Source organism: Thermostichus sp. OS-CIW-30 (assembly GCF_054060215.1).
In genome coordinates this window covers 19,858-39,422 of the sequence record NZ_JBSSCZ010000016.1, presented here as the reverse complement: position 1 = coordinate 39,422, position 19,565 = coordinate 19,858, and the positions used below count along the sequence as shown (strand labels likewise).

The following is a 19,565-nucleotide window of genomic DNA, read 5'->3' as shown; positions in this document are numbered from 1 at the left end:
GTCATTCCAAGCTATAATTTGATCTCTATAGACTCCCTAAATAGACGGGAACCCCGTCAGGCAACAGACGCGCCGGATCCCAGAAACATCCTGGTGGGTAGTCATTCAGCCCTTGACGGGCACCTTCTTTTCCAGCCACTGAGCCACTTGATCTGCCAGGTCAACTCCTTCCAACTGACAGAGTTCTCGCAGCATTGTTGGGCTGGTCACGTTCACTTCGGTTAGTCGTTCCCCGATAACATCAATCCCGACAAAATACAGCTTCTCCTGCCTGAGCACCGGTGCCAAAGCCCCGCAGAGAGCCCGTTCTTTTTCGGTAATCTTGGTTTTTTCCACTCGACCGCCGGCAGCAACATTGCCCCGAAAATCGCCCTCTCCAGGGATCCGATTGACGGCGCCCAAAGGTTCTCCTTCCAGCAACAAAATGCGTTTATCTCCTGCGGCCGCCTGTGGCAAATACTCCTGCACCATCACAGGCAGCCGACCAAATTGGGTGCTCATTTCAATCAACGAGTTGAGGTTTGGATCCCCGGCATTGACCCTCAGGATCCCTTCCCCACCTTTGCCACCCAAGGGCTTGAGCACCGCCTGTCCTTCCTGTTCGACGAACTGACGCAGCAGACGCTTGTTGCTGCTGACGCGGGTGCGCGGGATCCACTCTTGAAATTGCAGGGCATAGAGCTTTTCGTTGGCCGAGCGGATCCCGGCAGGATGATTGAGCACCAGTGTGCGGCTGGGAGAGAGACGATCCAAAAGGTAAGTGGCATAGAGATAGGCCGCATCTACCGGCGGATCCTTGCGCATCCACACCGCCTGCATTTGGCTCAGGGGCAGCAGTTGCCGGTCTTTGACCTCATACCAGGGATCCGCTTGCAGATCCAACCGGATTTCCTCAAGGGATCCCCAAGTTTCCCCTTGATCCCAGTAGAGATCCGCCAGGCCCAGGCAGAAAATGCGGTGTCCCCGTTTCTGCAGAGCTTCCATCAGGGCAATGCTGGTGTCATGGCCCACCTGCAACTGAGGCAATGGATCGACAATAAAAGCTACCTGCATGGGAGGTGTGGTTCACTGACGAAAGGCTGCCCCGAGTATGCAACAAATCGGAGCCGATGGCTCTCCCCCGGTAGGCTGTTTCCACAAGAGAAGGCCCCCTCTGGAAAGCTCGATGCAGGGTTGTCTTTTTAACATCCTCTTAACCTCGGCAGGCGGCGCAAACGTTAGCTTGATAGGTGGGATCCCTGTTGGCCCCCAGTTTACGGCTGGGTTGGCCGGGTTTCTGGCCTAACTGTGAGGAATGCTCCATCCGTGAGTGCTCCCCCTTCTCAACCCTCAGAGCCGGTTCGCATTGAAACCACGCGGGACTTGCTGGAAGCCTTGCGTGAGGGGCGCTCCCTGGTGGGTGCCAACCTGGAGAATGCCTACCTCTCGCGGGGCTTGTTCGACCGCATTCAGATGCCCAAATCCAATTTGACGCGGGCTAACCTGCGCTCGATCAGCCTGCAGCAAGCCGACCTACGTCTGTGCAACTTTCGCCGCGCTGAGCTAGAGCGGGCCAATTTTACCGCCTCAGATCTACGGGGATCCAGCTTTAGCCAGGCTCTGGGGGACTACAGCAACTTTACCGCCGCCAAACTGGACAAAAGCAGCTTTCAGGGGGGCCGTTTCAGCCATTCCATCTTTCGCGAAGCCAGCTTGGTGGCTGCTAATCTGGCGGAGGGGAACTTTTTTGCCGCCGACTTCCGCCAGGCCAACCTATCTCGCTGCAACCTCTCCCAGGCTGCCTTGGTGAGTTGCCAGCTTCAGTTTGCCAACCTAGAACAAGCCATTTTGGTGGGGGCCAACCTACGGGACGCTCAGATTGAAGATACGCTCTTCAGTGGAGCCGATTTTACCGATGCCAAGCTCTCCGATGAGACGCGCAAGCTCTTAATCGAGCGGGCCAGCGGCACCAACGAGCTTACCCAACGGGATACCCTCAACACCTTGCTGGCGGGATTGCAACCCAAGTCGCGTAAGCTTTTTGGCTTGCTGTGAGGTTGGAGCCGTCAAGGACAACCGGGCTAAAGAGAAAACTCAAAACTGGTTGAGGTCGATCCCGGCTTCCCGGGCCATGGCTCCTATACCCTTGGCCTTGAGAGTCTTCAAGGCTTTGGTGGAAAGGCGCAGACGAACAAACCGCTTACCCTCTTCCCACCAGATGCGCTTCCACTGCAAATTGACTTCCTGCAGGCGCTTGGTGCGCCGGTGGGAGTGGGAGATGGCAAAAGCGTTGTTGCGTTTCTTGTTGGTTAGTTGGCAGCGACGCGCCATGGGATCAAAGCAAACTCAGCCTAGCTATCGTAAGGCATCTTTTTGTTGGGCAGCAAGCTGAAGTTGACTTTGCAACTGGGCTAGCTCTGCCTTCAGTCGGTCAAAGGTTTGTTGGCAGTGGTTAACGCTTCTGAGGGGCAGCTCTTCGTTTTTGGCAATGCAGGTCACCTGTACAGAGCCGTCGGCAGCCTGACGGGTGCGATCCACAAACACTTCCACCGTCACCAGTTTGGTGTGGGGATTTTTTCCGGGAGGCTCGCCGGCCACCCAATAATCAAGGCTGTTGTGGAGGATATTGAGTTGGCAGCGCTCCAAAACAGCGCGGATCGACTCGCTGAGCTGCTCGGCTGAGCCCACAAGCTGGGTAACGCAAGAGTATCGAGCCATAGAACAGGCAAGCCACCACGGTTATCCTACCATTAAGTTTTCGGCTCCTGCAGCCAAAGGCGAACCGGCAAAATTGCGCTCAAGAGTACTCTACACCGGCTCGGTCAACCCTGCTGCGAGGAGGTGAATTACGTTAGAACATGAACAACTCCCAGGAGAGTTGCCATGTTTAGGGTCTCCTGTTTGGCTCATTCTCTTTTGCTACTGGGATCCCTTGGCCTGGGTTGGATAGGCGTGTCTTTTGCCCAAGCGCAGCCCTTTCAAGCGGGCGATTTGGACGGGGATGGCCGTTTGACGGTGCAGGATCTCAACCTGTTGGGGGCCTACTTGCGGGGAGAACGGGGATTGACCGACGACCAGATCCGAGCTGCCGATGTCGACCAGGATGGACGGATCACAGAAGCCGACTGGCAAGTGTTGCAGCAGCGCATTCAGGCAGCAACGGATGTGCCCACAGGACAGGTGCAGTTGGATTCCGCCTATTCGGGACAGGTGGTGGATCGGCTGACAGGGCAGCCTTTGGCCGGGGCGGAGGTGGCCATTCCAGGGGCGGGTATTTCGGTGCGCACCGATGCCCAGGGTCGGTTTCGCCTGCCAGGGCCACTGCCGGCAGAGGAAATTTTGGTGGCGCGGCTGGAGAATTATTTGCCCTATTCCCAAAGTACAGGCAGCGGTCAAGCCAGCGGGGATCGGCCTTGGCAACTGCAGTTGGAGCGCTGGGATCCCAACACGACTTTGGTACTGGAGGCGAATGTCATCCGCCTGGGGGATAACCAGTACTCACCGGAATCGGCTGCCGCCGGGCAATTTTTGGGCCCTGCCCAAGGGGTGGAGATGACCCGCTCTTTCACTTTGCAACGCCTGCCTTCGCGCCCACCGGTTTTGCGGATTGGATCCCTGATTGGGTTGGATACTGCCGCCGCCTATCGGGCCGGCCAATCCCGGATCCCCAGCGCCAACATGTCTCCCATGCAAGTCATCTTGAACGGGGTGGAAATCGAACAGATTCACCTGGGGGGAGATAACCTACAGATTCCCCTGCCTCTGCAACCTCTGCGCCTGGGCCTGAACACTGTTACCTTGCGCACCGGTAAAACCCTGATTGAGCCCAGCATGGTCACCCGCGGCCCCCAAGTGCTTGTTGGTATTCCCCTCTTTGGCGGATCCCTGCACATCTCGGTGCCGGTGGGAGGTGATACGGTCGTCCGGCACGGCGGAGCCTGGGTGGATCATGACGATGTGCAGTTGGCCAATTTGACATACTCCCCACCCTAAAGAGCGAGGATTCTGGTTCCTGGTTCCACGACAGCACTTACCATGTTAGGCTGCCCCTCCATGGCAGAGGTGCTTGTCTCCCCAGGCGTTCCCTCTTTCGAGGCGGTTCCCCAATGCCCTTGGGTACCGTTCCATTCCATGCCCAACATCTTCAATGCCCGCCGCAGGATGTTGAGTGCCGCATTCTGGTCTCGACACAGCACCAACCCACACTTAGGGCACTGATGGGTACGAGTAGAGAGCGTCTTCTTCACCAGGTGACCACACCCCGAACACTCCTGGGTGGTGTACTCCGGCGGCACAGCAATCACTACCTTGCCGTACACCTTCCCGTAGTAGTCCAGCCACCGGGTGAACAAAGACCAGGCCGCATCCTGAATCGACTTGGCCAGGTGGTGGTTCCTCATCAGGTTCTTCACCGACAAGTCCTCGTACGCCACGACGTCGTGAGACGCCACCACGCACCGGGCCAACTTCATAGCCCAGTCTCTACGCTGGCGTTGAACTTTGAGGTGTACCTTGCCAAGTCTCTGTTTCTGTTTAAGGTAGTTCCTCGACTGTTCCTTGGATCCCCTCCTCAACTTACGACTCAGTCTTCTTTGGTGCAGCCTCAACCGCCTCTCTGCTTTGCGCAGATACTTGGGGCAGTCCACCGTGTTGCCGTCCTGGTCGGTGTAGAAGTGCTGCAGCCCCAGGTCAATACCAATCATCTTCCCCGCATACTCGCCCTGCTCCTGGCGCTCCATGTCCAGGCAGAACTGGGCGTAGTACCCATCCGCTCTGCGGACTACTCGCACCCGGTTGATTTTGGAGTGGAGAATGAGCTGTCTGGCCTCGCTGTTGCAGTACAGGGCAAAAGTGCCGGCTTGGTTGCCGTCGGTGAAAGTGATGGCCATGCCATCTGCCGACAGCTTCCAGCCGGATTGCTTGTACTCCACAGAGCGGCAGTTCTTCTTAAACTGCGGGTAGCTCTTCTTCTCACCGGCACGGCACCGACGGTAGAAGGTGGAGATGGCTGCCCAGGCTCGTTCTGCACTGGCTTGCCTGGCTTGGGAGTTGAGCTTTTGGGCAAACTCGAACTCCTGGGCCAGATGCTTGCAGAGGGTGTACAGCTCCTTTTTGCCTATGCCCCGGTTATCCATCCAGTGGCGCAGGCACTTGTTGCGCACAAACTGGGCAGTACGAATGGCTTCATCCAAAGCTCGGTACTGCTCAGGTGTGCCGTATAGGAGCTTGGCTTCCAGGACACGCATAGCTCTAGTTTATCACGGAAGCCTTTGGATAAGAAGATAGCGCCTTACATCCCTGCCTTGAAAGGCAGGGCTTTACGGCGCTTTTTGGTAACCCTCGAGATCCCCAACTGACCTTCCCCCGTCCAAGGTTCGCGCCCTCTGTAGCCCATGCTGGGACGGGGCCTGTCGGTTGAGAGGAACCAGTTTGGGCCCGCTTTCGATAACCGAGCCATCTGATCAACAAGGGGAATGGGTTTGTCCAACAATTGGAAGATCCTCCTTCCAATAGAAGGCATACTGCAGTTGCTGAATGGCTCCTCTTCGATGCCTCTGGGAGTTCTGGGCATCTCGATCTTCGAGAGGGATCCCTGAGGTGGCCCATGTGAGTGAGGTGAAATCCTGGCAACCGAGCAGATCGATAACCCAAACTGAGGAGAGCTGACTATGAGTATGAGTATGAATAGGGCTTCTGCCTTCCCCTTAACCTGGCTGTGGACGGGATCCCTGGCCCTGGGGGTGACGGCCCTGGTGACCCGCCAAGTGATCTGGGGGCTCTTACCTTTGGCAGCAGCCTACCCTGCCATCCGCCGCCGCGAAGAACAGCTTGGCCAAGTTCTGGAACAGACCTGGACACAGCAGCAACAGACAGCAACCCAACTGGAGACCCTGCAAGCGCGTTTCGAGGTGCTGGACGCTCGGCTCACTGCTGAACCGTCCCTTCTGCAGCAGACCTTGGCTTCCCCGGCTGAAGCCATTCAAGAGCTCGAGCAGAAAGTAAAGGTTTTGGAGCCCATCTGGGTACAGCAGCAGCAGACGGCGGCCCAACTGGAAACATTACAAGGGCGGATCGACGCCCTCGAAGCTCGGCCCACGTCTCATCTGTCCGTGCGGCAACAGCTGGCCCCCATCACCCAGGCCATCCAGCAAATCCAGCAGCGGTTAAAAGCCGTGGAGCTGCGGTTGAATGCTCTGCCGGTATCCCAGCCCCAAGTGACTTTGGAGCAACTGGAGTTGGTGCAGGCGCAACTCCAACACCTGCAGCAGCTGGTGGCATCCCAGCCGAACCCTGCTTTTCCCCGCAAAGCCCTGGGGGTGTTCATCGACGCGGCCAATCTCCACGCCAGCGCCCAGCAGTGGGGATCCCATCTCGACTATCCCAGTCTGCTCAGCTGGCTGGCCCAGGGCAGATCCGAGATGGAAGTGCATGTCTACAGCGGGGTAGATCGCCACAACCTAGCTCAGCGTCGTTTCCTGCGGGAGTTGAGAAAACAGGGCTATCGGGTGGTCACCAAGCCGGTGGTGATCCACGCCGACGGCAGCCGCAAAGCCAATCTGGATGGGGAGCTGATCGTGGACTTGATGGCGCTGCACTCCCACTACGAGACGGTGCTGCTGCTGAGTGGGGATGGAGATTTTGTGCCGGCCCTCAAGCATATCCGCCGCCAAGGCTGCCGGCTGGAGGTAGCCGCCTACAGGCCGAACACGAACCCGGCGTTAATTCGGATAGCCGACCAGTTCGTGGATTTGTGCGCTTGGCAGGGAACAGGAACGCTGGTGCCGCTGCCTGCAAAACAGACTCCGGCCACCGGCTGAACCTTGCCATCTCAGCGCCTGAACCTCGCTTGGATCAACCTTGTCCAAAAATTGGCATTCTCCCTGCCCTAAAAGGCAAGGATTCTTTCCCAGGCCACAGGATAATTCCTACTTCTTGGGCTACACCACCCTTGCGAGTGGTGGGGGATGCCATAACCCCGACTACTGGGATGAACTCCCAGATACTTTTCCTGCTGACATTGCTCTTGCTAACACTGCGCCATACTCAAGTTGGCGGAGTTCAACCAACAGCGTAGCACGAAGCCGCCCTTGCCGCGTCAGCGGGCTGTAGGCCTTAGGGCAGGGCTTGCAACCCAGTTTTCTTGGTCAACTTAACCCCAATTGGAGAGTCCAGATGTCAACGCAACTCACACAGCGGTTTGTGCAGGCAATGCACTATGCCCATCGCTGGCATGCTTCTCAGACCCGCAAGGGAACCGGGATCCCTTACCTCAGCCATCTGTTGGCCGTAGCAGCCATCGCCCTGGAGCATGGGGCGGATGAAGATGAAGCGATTGCCGCTCTGCTCCACGACAGCCTAGAGGACGGCCCCCACAACACAGGCGAGCCCCGGGCCCAGATTGAGCAACAGATCCGGGAGCACTTTGGAGAACGGGTGCTGCAGATCATCCTGGGATGTACGGATACCGAAAGCGATGGCTCCCGAGGCGAGCCCAAAGAAAACTGGAAAGAGCGCAAAACCGCCTACCTGAAGCACCTGGAAACGGCAAATGCCTCGGTTTTGTTGGTGGCCGCCTCTGACAAGCTGCACAACGCCCGCTGCATCTTGCGGGATTTTCGCCAACTGGGGGATGAACTCTGGCAGCGGTTTTCCGCCGGAAAAGAGGGATCCCTGTGGTATTATCGATCGTTGGCAGAGATTCTGAGGCGACGGCTGCCCGGCAATCTATCGGCGGAGCTTCAAGAGCTGGTGGCTGAGTTGCAATGCCAAGCTGGAGCGGTAATGCCTTGACAGAGACAAGCAGGGCTGAAGAAAATGCTGAGGGCAGCCCTATTCATCACACTTTTTGGGTCACGCACCTATGGTTCTCGCTGTTGGCACCCCTGCTCCTGGGTTCAACACCACTGACACCCAAGGCAACCAGGTTTCGCTGGCTGATTTTGCCGGCAAAACCGTTGTCCTCTATTTTTACCCCAAAGACGACACCCCCGGCTGTACCAAAGAAGCCTGTGGATTCCGCGACGCCTACGCCGACTACCAAAGCAAGGACGTGGTGGTGCTGGGGGTGAGCATGGACGACCAAGCTTCTCACCAAAAGTTCACCGAAAAGTACAACTTGCCTTTCCCCCTACTGGTGGATAGCAGTGGGGTGATTACCCGCGCCTACGATGTGGATGGGGGCGGCTATGCCAAGCGGGTGACCTACGTCATTGATGGCGAGGGCAAAATTGCCAAAGTCTACCAGAACATCAATACCGAAACCCATGCCCGCGATATTTTGGCGGATTTGGGTTTGTAGAAACGCTGCCTCTTTTCAGTACTCCTCGCTAGATCCCGGCCTTTGCGCATGAACGACGACATTCCGGTCGCCCGTCGCCAGTCCACTCCGGCGAAAAAAGCGCAAAGTTCGGTGCCTGCCCTGAGGTCCCGTCTAGTCTTGGGCCTGGTGCTGGTTGGGCTAGTGCTCCTGGCGGGTTGGGGGATAGAGAAGTTACCGGGATCCCAGCAGGCGGCGGATCCCCAAGTTCTGGAAGAAACCGGTCAGCCCTCTCTGCCGCAGCCAACTGTGCAGAATGGGCGACCTTCTCTGTTGGGGCACTATGCCTATTCCGAAGCCCCTGCAGACAGCTTGCGGGTGGTGGGCCACTACCGCGGTCGCGAGGTGCGCCTACGCCAGGGGGCTGCTGAAAGTTACCTACGCATGAGCGAAGCAGCTCGAGCTGCCGGGATCCGCCTTGTCCCCATTTCCGGGTTTCGCTCCATGGCGGAGCAGGAATTCTTGTTTTTTCAATTGGCTCAATCCCGAGCCTTGCGACCCGAGGAACGAGCTGCTGTCAGTGCTCCCCCTGGCTACAGCGAGCACCACACTGGCTATGCCATCGACCTTGGGGATGCCGGGTTTCCGCAGTGGGATACTCAAGAAGCCTTTGAGACCACCCCGGCCTTCCAGTGGCTGCAGAGCAACGCGGCCCGCTTTGGCTTTGAGCTGTCTTTCCCCAGAAACAACCCTCAGGGGGTGAATTACGAACCCTGGCACTGGCGCTTTGTGGGCGACCGTGACAGCCTGGAGACCTTCTACGCTCCCCAAATCAAACCATTCCCAAATCAGCCCAATCAAACCGAGACCCCTACTCTCCCGTCTTCCAGAGGGAGAAGAGCTGGGAGTGAGGGCTGACTCCTTTGGGGAGAGAGGAAAGGGGGAGCTCCTTGGGACTACCGTCACGGCCCTCTCCCTTGCAGGGATCTCATTCCCCTCTTGAATGGGTTCACAAGCCTAAGCAAGCGGATGACGCGATTCGAACGCGCGACCGTCTCGTTGGCAACGAGAAGCTCTACCACTGAGCTACATCCGCGTCGGGAAATTTATGATGGCAAGTTTTGCGGTGGTTTGTCAAGTCAGGGATCCCTGGCGCATTTTGTTCCAGAATGAGAGAAGTTCATCTTTCTTTGCAGTTGCGCAAAGTCTGGGCGGGATCCCGGGCAGCGCCTGTTTGAGGGTATTGCTATGCGGGTAGCCATTATTGGGGCCGGATTGGCCGGGTTGGTGACGGCAGTCGATTTGGTCGAGGCAGGACACGAGGTGCAGCTCTACGAGGCGCGGCCTTTTGTCGGCGGCAAGGTGGGATCCTGGCAGGATGCCGATGGCAACCACATCGAGATGGGGCTGCACGTTTTTTTCTGCAACTACAGCAATTTGTTTGCCCTGATGAAAAAGGTGGGGGCCTACGAGAACCTGCTGCCCAAGCAACACACCCACACCTTTGTCAACCGAGGTGGGCAAACGGCCAGTCTGGATTTTCGCTTTCCCCTGGGGGCGCCTTTCAACGGCCTCAAAGCTTTTTTCACCACCGAGCAGCTCTCTTGGGCGGACAAGCTGCGCAACGCCTTGGCGCTGGGCACCAGCCCTTTGATTCGCGGCTTGCTGGACTATGAAGGGGCAATGCGGCAAATTCGCGCCTTGGATCGGATGAGCTTTGCCGATTGGTTTCGGCGGCATGGGGGATCCGAAGGTAGCCTGAAGCGGATGTGGAACCCGATTGCCTATGCCTTGGGCTTTATTGACACGGAGCAGATTTCTGCCCGCTGCATGCTGACGATCTTTCAGATGTTTGCCAGCAAAACAGAGGCCTCCAAGCTCAATTTCCTCAAGGGATCCCCGGACACCTATCTCACTCAGCCTATCGTCCGCTACATCCAAGCCCGTGGGGGCCAGATCCACACCCGCAGAGGGGTCAGCCGCATTGAAGTGAACGACTCTCCTCCCTACGCGGTGACCGGCTTGCTCTTGGCCAATGGAGAGCGGGTGGAGGCAGATGTGTATGTGTGTGCAACGGCAGTGGAAGGGGCCAAACGGCTGATCCCGGAAGTATGGCGGCAGTGGCCTCAGTTCGACAACCTCTACAAGCTGGAATCCGTACCTGTGGCCACGGTGCAGTTGCGCTTCGATGGCTGGGTGACGGAGCTGAACCCCCAAGGCCAGGCCAAACGAGCCAGCCAACACCCAGAGGCTCTGGGTATCGACAATCTCCTCTACACCGCCGATGCCGATTTTTCCTGCTTTGCCGATCTGGCCCTCACCAGCCCCGCCGACTACTACAAGCCGGGCCAGGGATCCCTGCTACAATGCGTGCTCACGCCGGGGGATCCCTTCATTTCCATGCCCAACGAGCAAATTGCCCAGCACGTGTTGCACCAAGTCCACGAGCTGTTTCCCTCATCCCGGCAGCTGAACATGACCTGGTACAGCGTGGTGAAACTGGCCCACTCCCTCTATCGAGAAGCGCCGGGCATGGATCCCTATCGCCCGCAGCAAAAGACTCCCGTGCCCAACTTCTTTTTTGCCGGCAGCTACACCGCCCAAGACTACATCGACAGCATGGAAGGGGCCACTCTCTCCGGCCACCTGGCTGCTCAGGCCATTCTGGCTGCCCACAGGGATCCCCAATAGGAGGACTTTCACCTGATGGCACTTGACCCCTTTGACATACTCCCCGTCATAAAGGGCGAGGATTCCGGTTCCTGGTTCTGCTACGGCACTTCCTCTGTCGGGTTGCCCTCCCATTCGCGCCAGCGGGACGGAGCCCTTGAAGCCTGCACTCTCTCGCTTTAGCGGCGCGGAGCGCTTTGCGTCAGCATGAGTGCGGGAGTATGTCACAGTGGGTACCAGAAGTCTTGGCCCAAAGCCGAGAGTTGGGTAGAAGTCCAGCCCTTCGCGCCCCTCGCCAAAAAATACGCTCCATCCTAGGGGATCAATACGAGCCACAGGCCCCATACCCTGAGAGTTTTGCACAGGAAGGATGATGATCGCCCTCAACCTGCAGCCGGCTGTGAATTTAACCGATGAAGTTTTCGAGCAGCTCTGCCGGCGGAATCCTGAGCTGCGCCTGGAACGCACCGCCCAAGGAGAACTGATCGCCATGGCTCCTGCAGGCAGCGAAAGCAGTCGTCAAAACTTGAGCCTTAGCGCCCAGCTCTGGCAGTGGAACCGGCAAACTCAGCTTGGTGTGGCCTTTGACTCTTCCGCCGGTTTTGCCTTGCCCAATGGGGCCATTCGCTCTCCCGATGCCGCTTGGATGCCCAAAGAGCGCTGGCAGCAGCTCACCCCAGAGCAGCGCCGTCGGTTTGCTCCTCTGTGCCCTGACTTTGTGCTGGAACTGAAGTCTCCTACTGACGAGCTGGCCATCCTTCAGGCCAAGCTGCAGGAGTACCTGGACAACGGATCCCAACTGGGCTGGTTAATCGACCCGGAAAGCGGGAAGGTCTATGTCTATCGCACAGGTCAGCCGGTGCAAGTTTTGGAGCGACCTACCAGCTTGTCTGGGGATCCCGTTCTCCCTGGCTTTGTGGTGGATCTCACCTTAATCTGGGAATAGTGCTCCCCACGCTCTAAAACTGCCCACCAGGATGAGCTCATGATTGCCCTCAACCTGCAGCCGGCTGTGAATTTAACCGATGAAGTTTTCGAGCAGCTTTGTCGGCAGAATCCTGAGCTGCGCCTGGAACGCACCGCCCAAGGAGAACTGATCGCCATGGCCCCTGCAGGCAGCGAAAGTGGATTCCGCAATGCCGACCTACTGGGCCAACTTTGGCAGTGGAATCGACGCAAGAACTTAGGTCTTGTCTTCGACTCTTCTGCAGGTTTTGCCCTGCCCAATGGGGCCATTCGCTCTCCCGATGCCGCCTGGGTTGCCAAAGAGCGCTGGCAGCAGCTCACCCCAGAGCAGCGCCGTCGTTTTGCTCCCCTCTGCCCTGACTTTGTGCTGGAACTGAAGTCCCCTACCGATGAGCTGGCCACCCTTGAGGCCAAGTTGCAGGAGTTCCTAGACAACGGATCCCAACTGGGCTGGTTAATTGACCCGGAAAGTCGCCAAGTCCACGTCTATCGCCCCGGTCAGCCGGTACAAGTTTTGGAGCAGCCTGTGAGTTTGTCTGGGGATCCCGTTCTTCCTGGCTTTGTTATGGATCTCACCCTAATCTGGGGATAACCGACCCACCCCATGACTCCAAATTTCATTTTTCCCACTCTGGGGAGAAACGCCAGGGATCCCCAAGCTGCTTCGCTGCAATTCAAGTAACCCTGCTCTACTGCTTGGAGCCAGAACTAACCGCTGCTCCCACCCTCTCCATTAGGTCGTCCAGCTCGCTGTAGTCCGGCAAAGTGGTGTCGATGGCCTGCCCCTGACGCAACACCACCCGGTCATGTTGGGGTCGCGAGAGCAGCTCGTCAAAGCCACGTCCCTTGAACAGCACCAGATCTGCCGGCAAGCCCACCCCAATTTGCCCTCGCTCGGTCAAGCCCATGATGCGGGCAGGGGTGGTGGTAATCGCCTGGGGCCAATCCCCATAGGGGGTATCCAGGTGCAAAATGCGGGTGGCCTCCCGGAACACCTCCAGGCCGTCGTGATCCCCAAAGCCATAAAAGGGATCCCGACAGTTATCGCTGGCTATCATCACCGGCACGCCCAAGGCTTTCAGCTCGTGGAGCAGGGTCACTCCCCGCCAACGGGGGGTATGGCCGGGGTTACGGGCTTGCAAATAGAGATTACACATGGGCAGGCTGACCACGGCAATTCCCGCCTCTCTGACCAAGGCCATAGTCTTGTGGGCCACCTCCGGCGGTTGCACGGCCAGGCTACAGCAATGGCCACACACCACCTGATGGGGAAAATCGTTGCGCAAGGCCGCCGCTGCCACGTGTCTCAACGTGAGGGATCCCGGATCGTCCGTCTCATCCGTATGAAAGTCCAGAGCCAAGCCCCGCTCCTTGGCCAGGGCAAACACCCGATCCAATTGCCGATCCAGTTCCGGCCCCATCGCCGCCACCCCACCCAGGATCCCGCCCACTTCCGCCACCTTGTCCGCCAGCTTTTCTGCTGCAGGGGTGAGAAAGGCATCCAAGCTCAAAAGCGTGACCGCCTGGAGTTCCAGCTTGCCCGCCCACTCTCGGCGCAACTGGACAAACACCTCCCAGCTGGCCCCCATAACCTGAGGGTTCTCACAGACCAGATGGGTGCGCACCGCCTGGGATCCATGGGCATAGCTGCAGCGCAAACCAAAGCTGAAGCGACGGTAGAGATCCTCCCGAAACTGCTCCGGATCCCCGTCATAGGCTTGCTTCATCTTCACCCAATCTTCCTGGCCGGCCTGCCTCGCCCCGGCAAAGGTACCATCGGGATTGGGGGTGCGCGGCCACACATGCCCCTTGTCCAGGTGGGTATGGATGTCCACAAAACACGGCCACACTTGGCCCCGCCTTAGATCCACGCTGGGGATCCCCTGGGGCGGGATCCCTGTTGCCGCCTGGATTTGGCGGATCTGCCCCCCTTCGATTTCCAGATCCAGCAACACCAGGTTATCGCGGTTGGGGACAGCTCCTGGCACCGCCTCCTTCAGTACCGACAGGGGAACCTGAGCATTCAGCAGCCAGTAGTGGGCAACGCCGGGGATCTGCATGGCGGGCAACGAAAAAGTGACTCCCAATCTTAAGGGGATCCGAGCCCCTCAGGAGGAATCCAGTGCTACAGCAGCTAGGCAAACTGGCCCACCACCTGCATGGCAAAGCTGAGCAAAATGAAGGCCAACCAGGGGGAAAAGTCCAAGCCACCAATGGGGGGAATGATGCCGCGGAACAGGTTGAGATAGGGATCGGTGAGTTGGCTGAGCACCGACAGGATGGGGTTAGACCAGTTCAGTTGCGGGAACCAGCTCAGCAAAATCCGCACGATCAGCAGAGCATTGTAAATGACAATGAACTGGTAAAGGGAGCGGAACAGCAAAGACGCGGCAGTGCCGTAGACCAACCCCAGGGAGAGGCCGTCCACCCAAGCGAGAGGAGACAACAAGTGACTGAGCATCATGGTTGGGAAAAGTAGGGAAACAACTCGATCAACTCAACATCCATTAAGCTGAAGCACCTTCGCCAGAGGCAGACCTGGCCCAGGATCGCAACTCAGCCGAGAGAGGATGGCAGAACCTAGAGAGGAAAGCCGCTGCCGCCTCTAGTTTGGCATGGACAGGGATCCCCTGCTCAAGGCTTTTCCTCAACAGCCCTGGAAGAGGTTTCCTTGACGAGCAATTGCGTGCGCATGGCCTGGATCGCCTCGTTTAACTCGGCAATCTTGGCCTCTAGAGTGCGGCGGGCTTGAGCAATGCGTTCTGCCTCATTTTCCCACTTCCTCCAGTCGCTGGACATGGCCGACTCACCCGAAGCACTGAGGCGCGGTCGTTCAGGGGCTACCGAGGTGCCGTTGAGGCGATCTGGATCCCGGCGTTGGCCTTCGGCGGATCCCTTTCTGAGTCGAGGGGCAAGCACAAACCCAATGACCCCGCCGATGATCCCTCCCAACAGGGCGCCAGTCACTACACCCGCAATGAAGTCACCTTTCTGATCTGCCACGCTTTTGTCCAGCTCAATAACAATAAACTTGAGTCATCTTCTTCCGTTCTACCTTTCCTGTCCCACTCCTGCCAGCAAATCCGACCAAGGTTGAGGTAGCCGCCAGCGGCTGAGATATTCCAGATGGGCTTGCACCTGCTCCCTCAACTCGGCAAGCGTGTGTTGCAGATCGCCGGTCGAGGGTAGGGATCTCAGCGTTGCCTGCCAGAGGTAAGCTGGGGAAAGTTCAGGGCTGAGCAACTGCCACAAACGCTGCAGCTCCTCAAAGTGAAGGCGATCATCTTCTGTGAGGGAAAGCACCAACTGGCGACGCAGATCGCGGGCCTCTTCCGACATCAGGTAGCGCAAACCCGTTTGGGCGGTGGGTAACCAATCCAATCCCCCATCGCTGCGGGCAATTTGAATCAGGTTCTCCAGGCGGTTCCAGCGGAACTTACCATCCTTGATCAACACTTGCAGCAGCCGTTGGCGAATACGCGGCGATTCGTCCGTCAGCAGGCGCTTGGCCACATAGGGATAGGCCACACCGACGATGCGGAACTGGGGATAGAGGCTGAGGGCTACTCCCTCTTGGGTCACCAAAGATCGGATCACCAGAGCAAAGTGGGAGGGCACCTGAAAGGGGTAGCGGTACATCAAGTCGGAGAACTGATCTGTGGCCGTTTTGAAGTTAAAGTTGACCACCTCTTGGGTCAGCACGTCTGCCAGCACCTTTTCCAAGGCGGGGATCAGCTCTTGGCGGCCGACATCCGGCTGCAAAAAGCCCAGATGAATAAAGTCATCGATCAGGGCGTTGTAGTCGCGATCCACCAGGTGAACCAGAGCATCCACCAAGTACTCCTTCATTTCCTCGGTAAGCTGATCCATCATGCCGAAATCGATGTAGGCCATACGGCCATCGGTGAGGGCAAACAAGTTACCTGGATGGGGATCCGCGTGGAAAAAGCCGTATTCCAGCAATTGCTTGAGGGCAGCAACCACCCCGATGCGCACCAATTGTTTCACTTCCAGGTTGGCTGCTCGAATGCGCTCCACATCCGTCAGCTTGATGCCGTCGATCCACTCCAGGGTCAGAACCCGGCGGGTGCTGTAAGCCCAAAAGATGCGCGGCACGTACACATCCGGATCGTCGCGGAAGTATTCGGCGAAGCGCTCGCAGTTTCGCCCTTCGTGCAGGTAGTCGATCTCTTCAAAAAGCTTGCGGCCAAACTCATCCACCACCGCCGTCAAAGTACTGCCCAGGTTCAAGGGCAGCCAGGGGCCCAGCCATGTCGAGGCCCAGCGAATCAGGTACAGATCCAGGCTCAACTGCTCTTGCAGATGGGGTCGCTGCACCTTCACCGCCACCCATTCGCCGCTGTGCAACTGCGCTTTGTAGACCTGCCCCAGGCTGGCGGCGGCCACCGGCTCTGGAGAGATCTGGGCAAAGATCTCGGCAATCGGACGGCCCAACTCGGATTCGATGCGGGCAAATGCTTGCTCGGAAGGAAATGGCGGCAGTTGATCTTGCAGTTGGGTGAGTTCTTCTAGGTAGTCTTTGCGCACCAGATCGGGGCGGGTGGAGAGGGCCTGACCCACCTTGATGAACGTTGGCCCCAGGTCGGTGAGCAGCTTTCGCAACTGCACCGAGCGCCGTCCCACATTGCGATCAGTGTGTCCCCACAGTTGATCCCAGCGCAAACAGAGGACAAACCACAAGAAAGGCCAGAGAATGGCCAGCGCCCGACCGATCACTTGGGGCAGGCGCCAGCGGTAATAGCGGCAGATCAATTGCGGATCGTAAACTTCCAAAGCGGCAATGGGCGAAGTTCTACTAAACACACTCCAGCGATCTCACAGTTTTTTGTTTTGAAGCTCTTGGTATCCATCTTAACAGAAAAAGCCTCGCCGTTTCTGCGCAAGGGCCTGTCAGCCCCATCCTGCCCCCTTCTCGGCCAGGGCCGGCCTGTTTCCCCCTCAAATGATGGTGTTGTCCGGGATCACCGAGTCTTTGATGATGGTGACGATGCCGTTGCTGATCCAGATCCCTTCCTCTTCCCGCTGCGCTTCGGTGACGTGATCCTTGTTGAGGATGCGGACATTGCGCCCAATGCGGGCATTCTTATCCACGATGGCGTTGACAATGTGAGAGTTGGCCCCGATGCCCACCGGTGGGATCCCTTCCTCCAGCCTGGCCTGTCGCTCTTCTGCCGACTCGTAGTAATCGGCTCCCATTACCAGGGTGTTTTCGATGATGGTGTTGGCCTCCAAGCGGCTGCGAATGCCGATGATGGAGTTGCGAATTTGGGCGTTTTTGATGATGCAACCATCGGCGATCATGGAGTTGACAATCTGGGAGTCGAGGATTTTGTTGGGGGGCAAAAAGCGCGGGCGGGTGTAGATGGGCATTTCGCTGTCGAAGAAGCTGAAGGGCGGGTTGGGCTGCTGCACCAGTGCCAGGTTGGCCCGGTAAAAAGCCTCGATGGTGCCGATGTCTTCCCAGTAACCCTGGAAGAGGTAGGCTTGCAGATGGTACTTGCCGATGGCTGCCGGCAGCACCTCTTTGCCAAAGTCGGTGTGCTCCTTGACTTTGAGCATCTCGATCAGAGCTTCTCGCTTGAATACATAGATGCCCATGGAGGCGATGTAGGGCTTGGCTTTGGCTTCTTCCGGGCTGAGGCCGAGGGCTTGGGTGTCCACCTGACAGGCTTTCAGCAGATCTCCTGTTGGCTTTTCCTTGAAATCGACGATGCAACCGTTCTCGCCAAGCTTGAGCAAGCCAAAACCCGAGGCCACTTTTTCTTCACAGGGGAGCACCGCCAGCGTCACATCGGCCCCAACCTGCCGGTGATGGTGGATGAAGGGGCGGTAGTCCATGCGGTAGAGGTGATCCCCAGATAGGATGAGGAAGTCCCGCGGCTTCCAGGAGTCCATCAGCCAGAGGTATTGGCGGACAGCATCGGCGGTGCCTTGGAACCAATCGGGATTGTCAGGGGTTTGTTGGGCCGCCAAAACGTCCACAAAGCCGCCTGTGAAGGGGGACAAGCGGTAGGTGTTGACGATGTGGCGGTTCAGAGAGGCAGAGTTGAACTGGGTGAGGACGTAGATTTTTTCGATGTCGGAGTTGATGCAGTTGCTGACCGGGATGTCGATGAGGCGGTATTTGCCGGCCAGGGGCACAGCGGGTTTGGCGCGGCGCTTGGTCAGGGGATAAAGTCGGGTGCCACGCCCACCTCCCAAGATGATCGCCAGTACATCGCGCATGGTTGTCCTCCACCAGGCTACACCCAATAGCATAGACTGCTGCGGGGCCACCTCAACGACTGTCCTGTTCAATCTGGCCAAGCTGCTCGGGAAGGGGAACAAGTTGGCAAGACAGAATGCAGGGAGAGCTGATGGCGCGTATCCTGGCCTTTACCAACAACAAAGGGGGCACTGGCAAGTCCACCCTCTGCGTCCACGCGGCTCAGTTGACGGCCCAACGGGGATACCGAGTTTTGCTCATCGATCTCACGTCCCAGGCCACCGCCAGCAACCTTTACCTGGAAGGGGCCGGATCCTTGCCGGCACCGGAAACGGTTTGGGCCAGCTTACACCCGCAACACCAACGTCCTCTGGAAGAGGTGATCTACTGCACGGACAAGGGAGTGGATGTGGCGCCCTCCCACAGCACCATGGCGGAAGTGGCGGCCCAACTGGCTGCTGCTGGAGAGATGGGGCAGAATCTATTGCAGCGCCAACTGGATCCCTTGCTGCCGGACTACGACTTCATCTTTCTCGATACGCCGGGAGAACTGAATGCCCTCACCGCCAATGCCCTGCGGGTGGCCCAGCGGGTACTGATCCCGACGCGGCTCAACCGCGCCGATTTCTCCTGCACGGAAGTGACCTTGCGCTACATTGAGGCCCTGAAAGGCCAGCTCAGCCACGCCCGCGCCGTTTTGACGATGCTGGACGACCGCTATCTGCCGGGGGGCATTTGGTCGGGATCCCACACCGGGCAATTGTACGTGCAAGCGCAACAGATTTTTGCGGATGTGCTTTCACCCGTTACCATTCCAGATAGCAGCGATTTGCGCATCGCCTTTGACTACGGCTTGACGGTGATGGACTATCGGCCTGGGTCGGCGGTGTGTCAGCGGCTGCTGCAGTTTGTTGAACGCGAGGTGCTCTTGTGACTGGATCTGACCGCAGCCTCTTTCCTTCGTCGGGGGAAATTTCCCGCCGCTCCGGCGGAATTCGGCGCAAGGCCGGTGCTAAAACCAGTTCAGAGCCCACCTCCGCAGAGTCTACTCCCACAGGCGAGGAGCCGACAACGATGTCTTCTCAGTCTCCCCCAGAACCAACCCCAGAATCGCCGGAAATGGAAGCCCTCAAAAGCCAACTGGCCGAAGCTCAACAACTCTTGCAAGACTACCAAAACAAAGTCTCTGCCCTGCAAGCTCAATTGCAGCAGGTTACTGCCCATCGGGACGAATTGCAAAAGGCGCTGGCGCAGTTGCAAGCGGTTGCGGACGAGCGGGCCAAAACCATCCAGGAGTTACAGAACCCCAGAGGACAAGCCCCCATTCAGCCCAAACCCCAATCCTCACCTCTGCACGCGCAAAAGAAGATTATGAATCGGCCCATCTTCGACAACGTATCGGCCACCGATGAAAGCATGCCCCCCTATTTGTTGGATTGACCGGGATGGAAGGGATCCCTGAGGGCG

At 58.0% G+C, this 19,565-nt stretch carries 20 protein-coding genes and 1 tRNA gene; 11 read left to right on the top strand and 10 right to left on the bottom strand.

The genetic code is table 11. The annotated features are described in order from the left end of the window. Positions 1-105: 105 nt before the first annotated feature. Positions 106-1,053: a glutathione synthase gene (gshB, locus tag ACVWZF_RS08250; protein ID WP_011432682.1), complete on the bottom strand. Its 948-nt coding sequence runs from the start codon at positions 1,051-1,053 to the stop codon at positions 106-108. Positions 1,054-1,305: 252 nt separating this feature from the next. Between gshB and ACVWZF_RS08245 the strand changes: the two genes are divergently transcribed. Next, positions 1,306-2,034, top strand: a complete 729-nt coding sequence (locus ACVWZF_RS08245) for a pentapeptide repeat-containing protein (RefSeq protein WP_238376916.1) — start codon at positions 1,306-1,308, stop codon at positions 2,032-2,034. Between the two features lie 39 nt (positions 2,035-2,073). On the opposite strand, the gene rpmB is transcribed toward ACVWZF_RS08245, so the two are convergent. Together rpmB and ACVWZF_RS08235 are read right to left on the bottom strand one after the other, a co-directional pair. Then, positions 2,074-2,310 (bottom strand): 50S ribosomal protein L28, encoded by a 237-nt coding sequence (gene rpmB, locus ACVWZF_RS08240; protein ID WP_011431026.1) that lies wholly within the window; start codon positions 2,308-2,310, stop codon positions 2,074-2,076. 24 nt (positions 2,311-2,334) lie between these two features. Beyond that, positions 2,335-2,697 (bottom strand): hypothetical protein, encoded by a 363-nt coding sequence (locus ACVWZF_RS08235; RefSeq protein WP_011432684.1) that lies wholly within the window; start codon positions 2,695-2,697, stop codon positions 2,335-2,337. A gap of 165 nt (positions 2,698-2,862) precedes the next feature. On the opposite strand from ACVWZF_RS08235, the gene ACVWZF_RS08230 reads away from it, so the two are divergent. Continuing rightward, on the top strand, positions 2,863-3,972 hold the full coding sequence (locus ACVWZF_RS08230; RefSeq protein ID WP_011432685.1) for a dockerin type I domain-containing protein: 1,110 nt from the start codon (positions 2,863-2,865) through the stop codon (positions 3,970-3,972). On the opposite strand, the gene ACVWZF_RS08225 is transcribed toward ACVWZF_RS08230, so the two are convergent. Next, entirely contained in the window at positions 3,969-5,225 is a 1,257-nt protein-coding gene (locus ACVWZF_RS08225) for an RNA-guided endonuclease InsQ/TnpB family protein (RefSeq protein WP_011432686.1), read from the bottom strand. The genes ACVWZF_RS08230 and ACVWZF_RS08225 overlap by 4 nt on opposite strands. A 435-nt stretch (positions 5,226-5,660) precedes the next feature. Here ACVWZF_RS08225 and ACVWZF_RS08220 point away from each other — a divergent pair, with 435 nt between their 5' ends. The 4 genes from ACVWZF_RS08220 (at position 5,661) to ACVWZF_RS08205 (ending at position 9,154) form a co-directional block, all read left to right on the top strand. Then, positions 5,661-6,797: a LabA-like NYN domain-containing protein gene (locus ACVWZF_RS08220; protein ID WP_049749564.1), complete on the top strand. Its 1,137-nt coding sequence runs from the start codon at positions 5,661-5,663 to the stop codon at positions 6,795-6,797. 355 nt (positions 6,798-7,152) lie between these two features. Continuing rightward, on the top strand, positions 7,153-7,770 hold the full coding sequence (locus ACVWZF_RS08215; protein WP_011432688.1) for an HD domain-containing protein: 618 nt from the start codon (positions 7,153-7,155) through the stop codon (positions 7,768-7,770). A 70-nt stretch (positions 7,771-7,840) separates the two neighbouring features. Next, on the top strand, positions 7,841-8,278 hold the full coding sequence (locus ACVWZF_RS08210) for a peroxiredoxin (RefSeq protein WP_011432689.1): 438 nt from the start codon (positions 7,841-7,843) through the stop codon (positions 8,276-8,278). A gap of 48 nt (positions 8,279-8,326) precedes the next feature. Further along, positions 8,327-9,154, top strand: a complete 828-nt coding sequence (locus tag ACVWZF_RS08205; protein WP_011432690.1) for a M15 family metallopeptidase — start codon at positions 8,327-8,329, stop codon at positions 9,152-9,154. Between the two features lie 106 nt (positions 9,155-9,260). Here the strand turns inward: ACVWZF_RS08205 and ACVWZF_RS08200 are convergent. Beyond that, positions 9,261-9,332 (bottom strand) — tRNA-Gly (locus ACVWZF_RS08200). 152 nt (positions 9,333-9,484) lie between these two features. Here ACVWZF_RS08200 and zds point away from each other — a divergent pair. The 3 genes from zds to ACVWZF_RS08185 all read left to right on the top strand — a co-directional run bounded on the left by zds (position 9,485) and on the right by ACVWZF_RS08185 (position 12,464). Continuing rightward, entirely contained in the window at positions 9,485-10,927 is a 1,443-nt protein-coding gene (gene zds / locus ACVWZF_RS08195; protein ID WP_011432691.1) for a 9,9'-di-cis-zeta-carotene desaturase, read from the top strand. A 352-nt stretch (positions 10,928-11,279) separates the two neighbouring features. Then, positions 11,280-11,852 carry a Uma2 family endonuclease gene (locus tag ACVWZF_RS08190; protein ID WP_011432692.1) on the top strand — a complete coding sequence of 191 codons (573 nt, stop codon included), beginning with the start codon at positions 11,280-11,282 and terminating at the stop codon, positions 11,850-11,852. A 39-nt stretch (positions 11,853-11,891) separates the two neighbouring features. Then, positions 11,892-12,464, top strand: coding sequence for a Uma2 family endonuclease (locus ACVWZF_RS08185; protein ID WP_011432693.1), 573 nt, complete (start codon positions 11,892-11,894; stop codon positions 12,462-12,464). A gap of 97 nt (positions 12,465-12,561) precedes the next feature. Here ACVWZF_RS08185 and ACVWZF_RS08180 read toward each other — a convergent pair whose 3' ends face one another. The 5 genes from ACVWZF_RS08180 to ACVWZF_RS08160 form a co-directional block, all read right to left on the bottom strand. Further along, entirely contained in the window at positions 12,562-13,932 is a 1,371-nt protein-coding gene (locus ACVWZF_RS08180) for a cytosine deaminase (RefSeq protein WP_011432694.1), read from the bottom strand. Between the two features lie 74 nt (positions 13,933-14,006). Next, positions 14,007-14,336, bottom strand: a complete 330-nt coding sequence (locus ACVWZF_RS08175; protein ID WP_011432695.1) for a YggT family protein — start codon at positions 14,334-14,336, stop codon at positions 14,007-14,009. A 170-nt stretch (positions 14,337-14,506) separates the two neighbouring features. Continuing rightward, positions 14,507-14,875 (bottom strand): hypothetical protein, encoded by a 369-nt coding sequence (locus ACVWZF_RS08170; RefSeq protein WP_011432696.1) that lies wholly within the window; start codon positions 14,873-14,875, stop codon positions 14,507-14,509. A 48-nt stretch (positions 14,876-14,923) separates the two neighbouring features. Further along, complete coding sequence (locus ACVWZF_RS08165; protein ID WP_457411251.1) at positions 14,924-16,696, bottom strand: ABC1 kinase family protein; 1,773 nt, start codon at positions 16,694-16,696, stop codon at positions 14,924-14,926. A gap of 135 nt (positions 16,697-16,831) precedes the next feature. Further along, positions 16,832-18,118 (bottom strand): glucose-1-phosphate adenylyltransferase, encoded by a 1,287-nt coding sequence (locus tag ACVWZF_RS08160; RefSeq protein ID WP_457411250.1) that lies wholly within the window; start codon positions 18,116-18,118, stop codon positions 16,832-16,834. A 131-nt stretch (positions 18,119-18,249) separates the two neighbouring features. On the opposite strand from ACVWZF_RS08160, the gene ACVWZF_RS08155 reads away from it, so the two are divergent. Together ACVWZF_RS08155 and ACVWZF_RS08150 are read left to right on the top strand one after the other, a co-directional pair. Further along, the gene (locus ACVWZF_RS08155) at positions 18,250-19,032 is read left to right on the top strand and encodes a ParA family protein (protein WP_011432699.1); all 783 of its coding nucleotides are present in this window, start codon (positions 18,250-18,252) and stop codon (positions 19,030-19,032) included. 140 nt (positions 19,033-19,172) lie between these two features. After that, the gene (locus ACVWZF_RS08150; protein ID WP_011432700.1) at positions 19,173-19,538 is read left to right on the top strand and encodes a hypothetical protein; all 366 of its coding nucleotides are present in this window, start codon (positions 19,173-19,175) and stop codon (positions 19,536-19,538) included. The last annotated feature ends 27 nt before the right edge of the window (positions 19,539-19,565 follow it).

Excerpts from the sequence above, each read along its gene's own strand:
- ACVWZF_RS08220 (WP_049749564.1), top strand. The coding sequence starts at position 5,661 with ATGAATAGGGCTTCTGCCTTCCCCTTAACCTGGCTGTGGACGGGATCC.
- ACVWZF_RS08160 (WP_457411250.1), bottom strand. The coding sequence starts at position 18,118 with ATGCGCGATGTACTGGCGATCATCTTGGGAGGTGGGCGTGGCACCCGA.
- ACVWZF_RS08190 (WP_011432692.1), top strand. The coding sequence starts at position 11,280 with ATGATCGCCCTCAACCTGCAGCCGGCTGTGAATTTAACCGATGAAGTT.
- ACVWZF_RS08150 (WP_011432700.1), top strand. The coding sequence starts at position 19,173 with ATGTCTTCTCAGTCTCCCCCAGAACCAACCCCAGAATCGCCGGAAATG.
- ACVWZF_RS08185 (WP_011432693.1), top strand. The coding sequence starts at position 11,892 with ATGATTGCCCTCAACCTGCAGCCGGCTGTGAATTTAACCGATGAAGTT.
- ACVWZF_RS08235 (WP_011432684.1), bottom strand. The coding sequence starts at position 2,697 with ATGGCTCGATACTCTTGCGTTACCCAGCTTGTGGGCTCAGCCGAGCAG.
- ACVWZF_RS08215 (WP_011432688.1), top strand. The coding sequence starts at position 7,153 with ATGTCAACGCAACTCACACAGCGGTTTGTGCAGGCAATGCACTATGCC.
- ACVWZF_RS08210 (WP_011432689.1), top strand. The coding sequence starts at position 7,841 with ATGGTTCTCGCTGTTGGCACCCCTGCTCCTGGGTTCAACACCACTGAC.
- gshB (WP_011432682.1), bottom strand. The coding sequence starts at position 1,053 with ATGCAGGTAGCTTTTATTGTCGATCCATTGCCTCAGTTGCAGGTGGGC.
- ACVWZF_RS08175 (WP_011432695.1), bottom strand. The coding sequence starts at position 14,336 with ATGATGCTCAGTCACTTGTTGTCTCCTCTCGCTTGGGTGGACGGCCTC.
- rpmB (WP_011431026.1), bottom strand. The coding sequence starts at position 2,310 with ATGGCGCGTCGCTGCCAACTAACCAACAAGAAACGCAACAACGCTTTT.
- ACVWZF_RS08225 (WP_011432686.1), bottom strand. The coding sequence starts at position 5,225 with ATGCGTGTCCTGGAAGCCAAGCTCCTATACGGCACACCTGAGCAGTAC.
- zds (WP_011432691.1), top strand. The coding sequence starts at position 9,485 with ATGCGGGTAGCCATTATTGGGGCCGGATTGGCCGGGTTGGTGACGGCA.
- ACVWZF_RS08205 (WP_011432690.1), top strand. The coding sequence starts at position 8,327 with ATGAACGACGACATTCCGGTCGCCCGTCGCCAGTCCACTCCGGCGAAA.
- ACVWZF_RS08230 (WP_011432685.1), top strand. The coding sequence starts at position 2,863 with ATGTTTAGGGTCTCCTGTTTGGCTCATTCTCTTTTGCTACTGGGATCC.
- ACVWZF_RS08180 (WP_011432694.1), bottom strand. The coding sequence starts at position 13,932 with ATGCAGATCCCCGGCGTTGCCCACTACTGGCTGCTGAATGCTCAGGTT.
- ACVWZF_RS08155 (WP_011432699.1), top strand. The coding sequence starts at position 18,250 with ATGGCGCGTATCCTGGCCTTTACCAACAACAAAGGGGGCACTGGCAAG.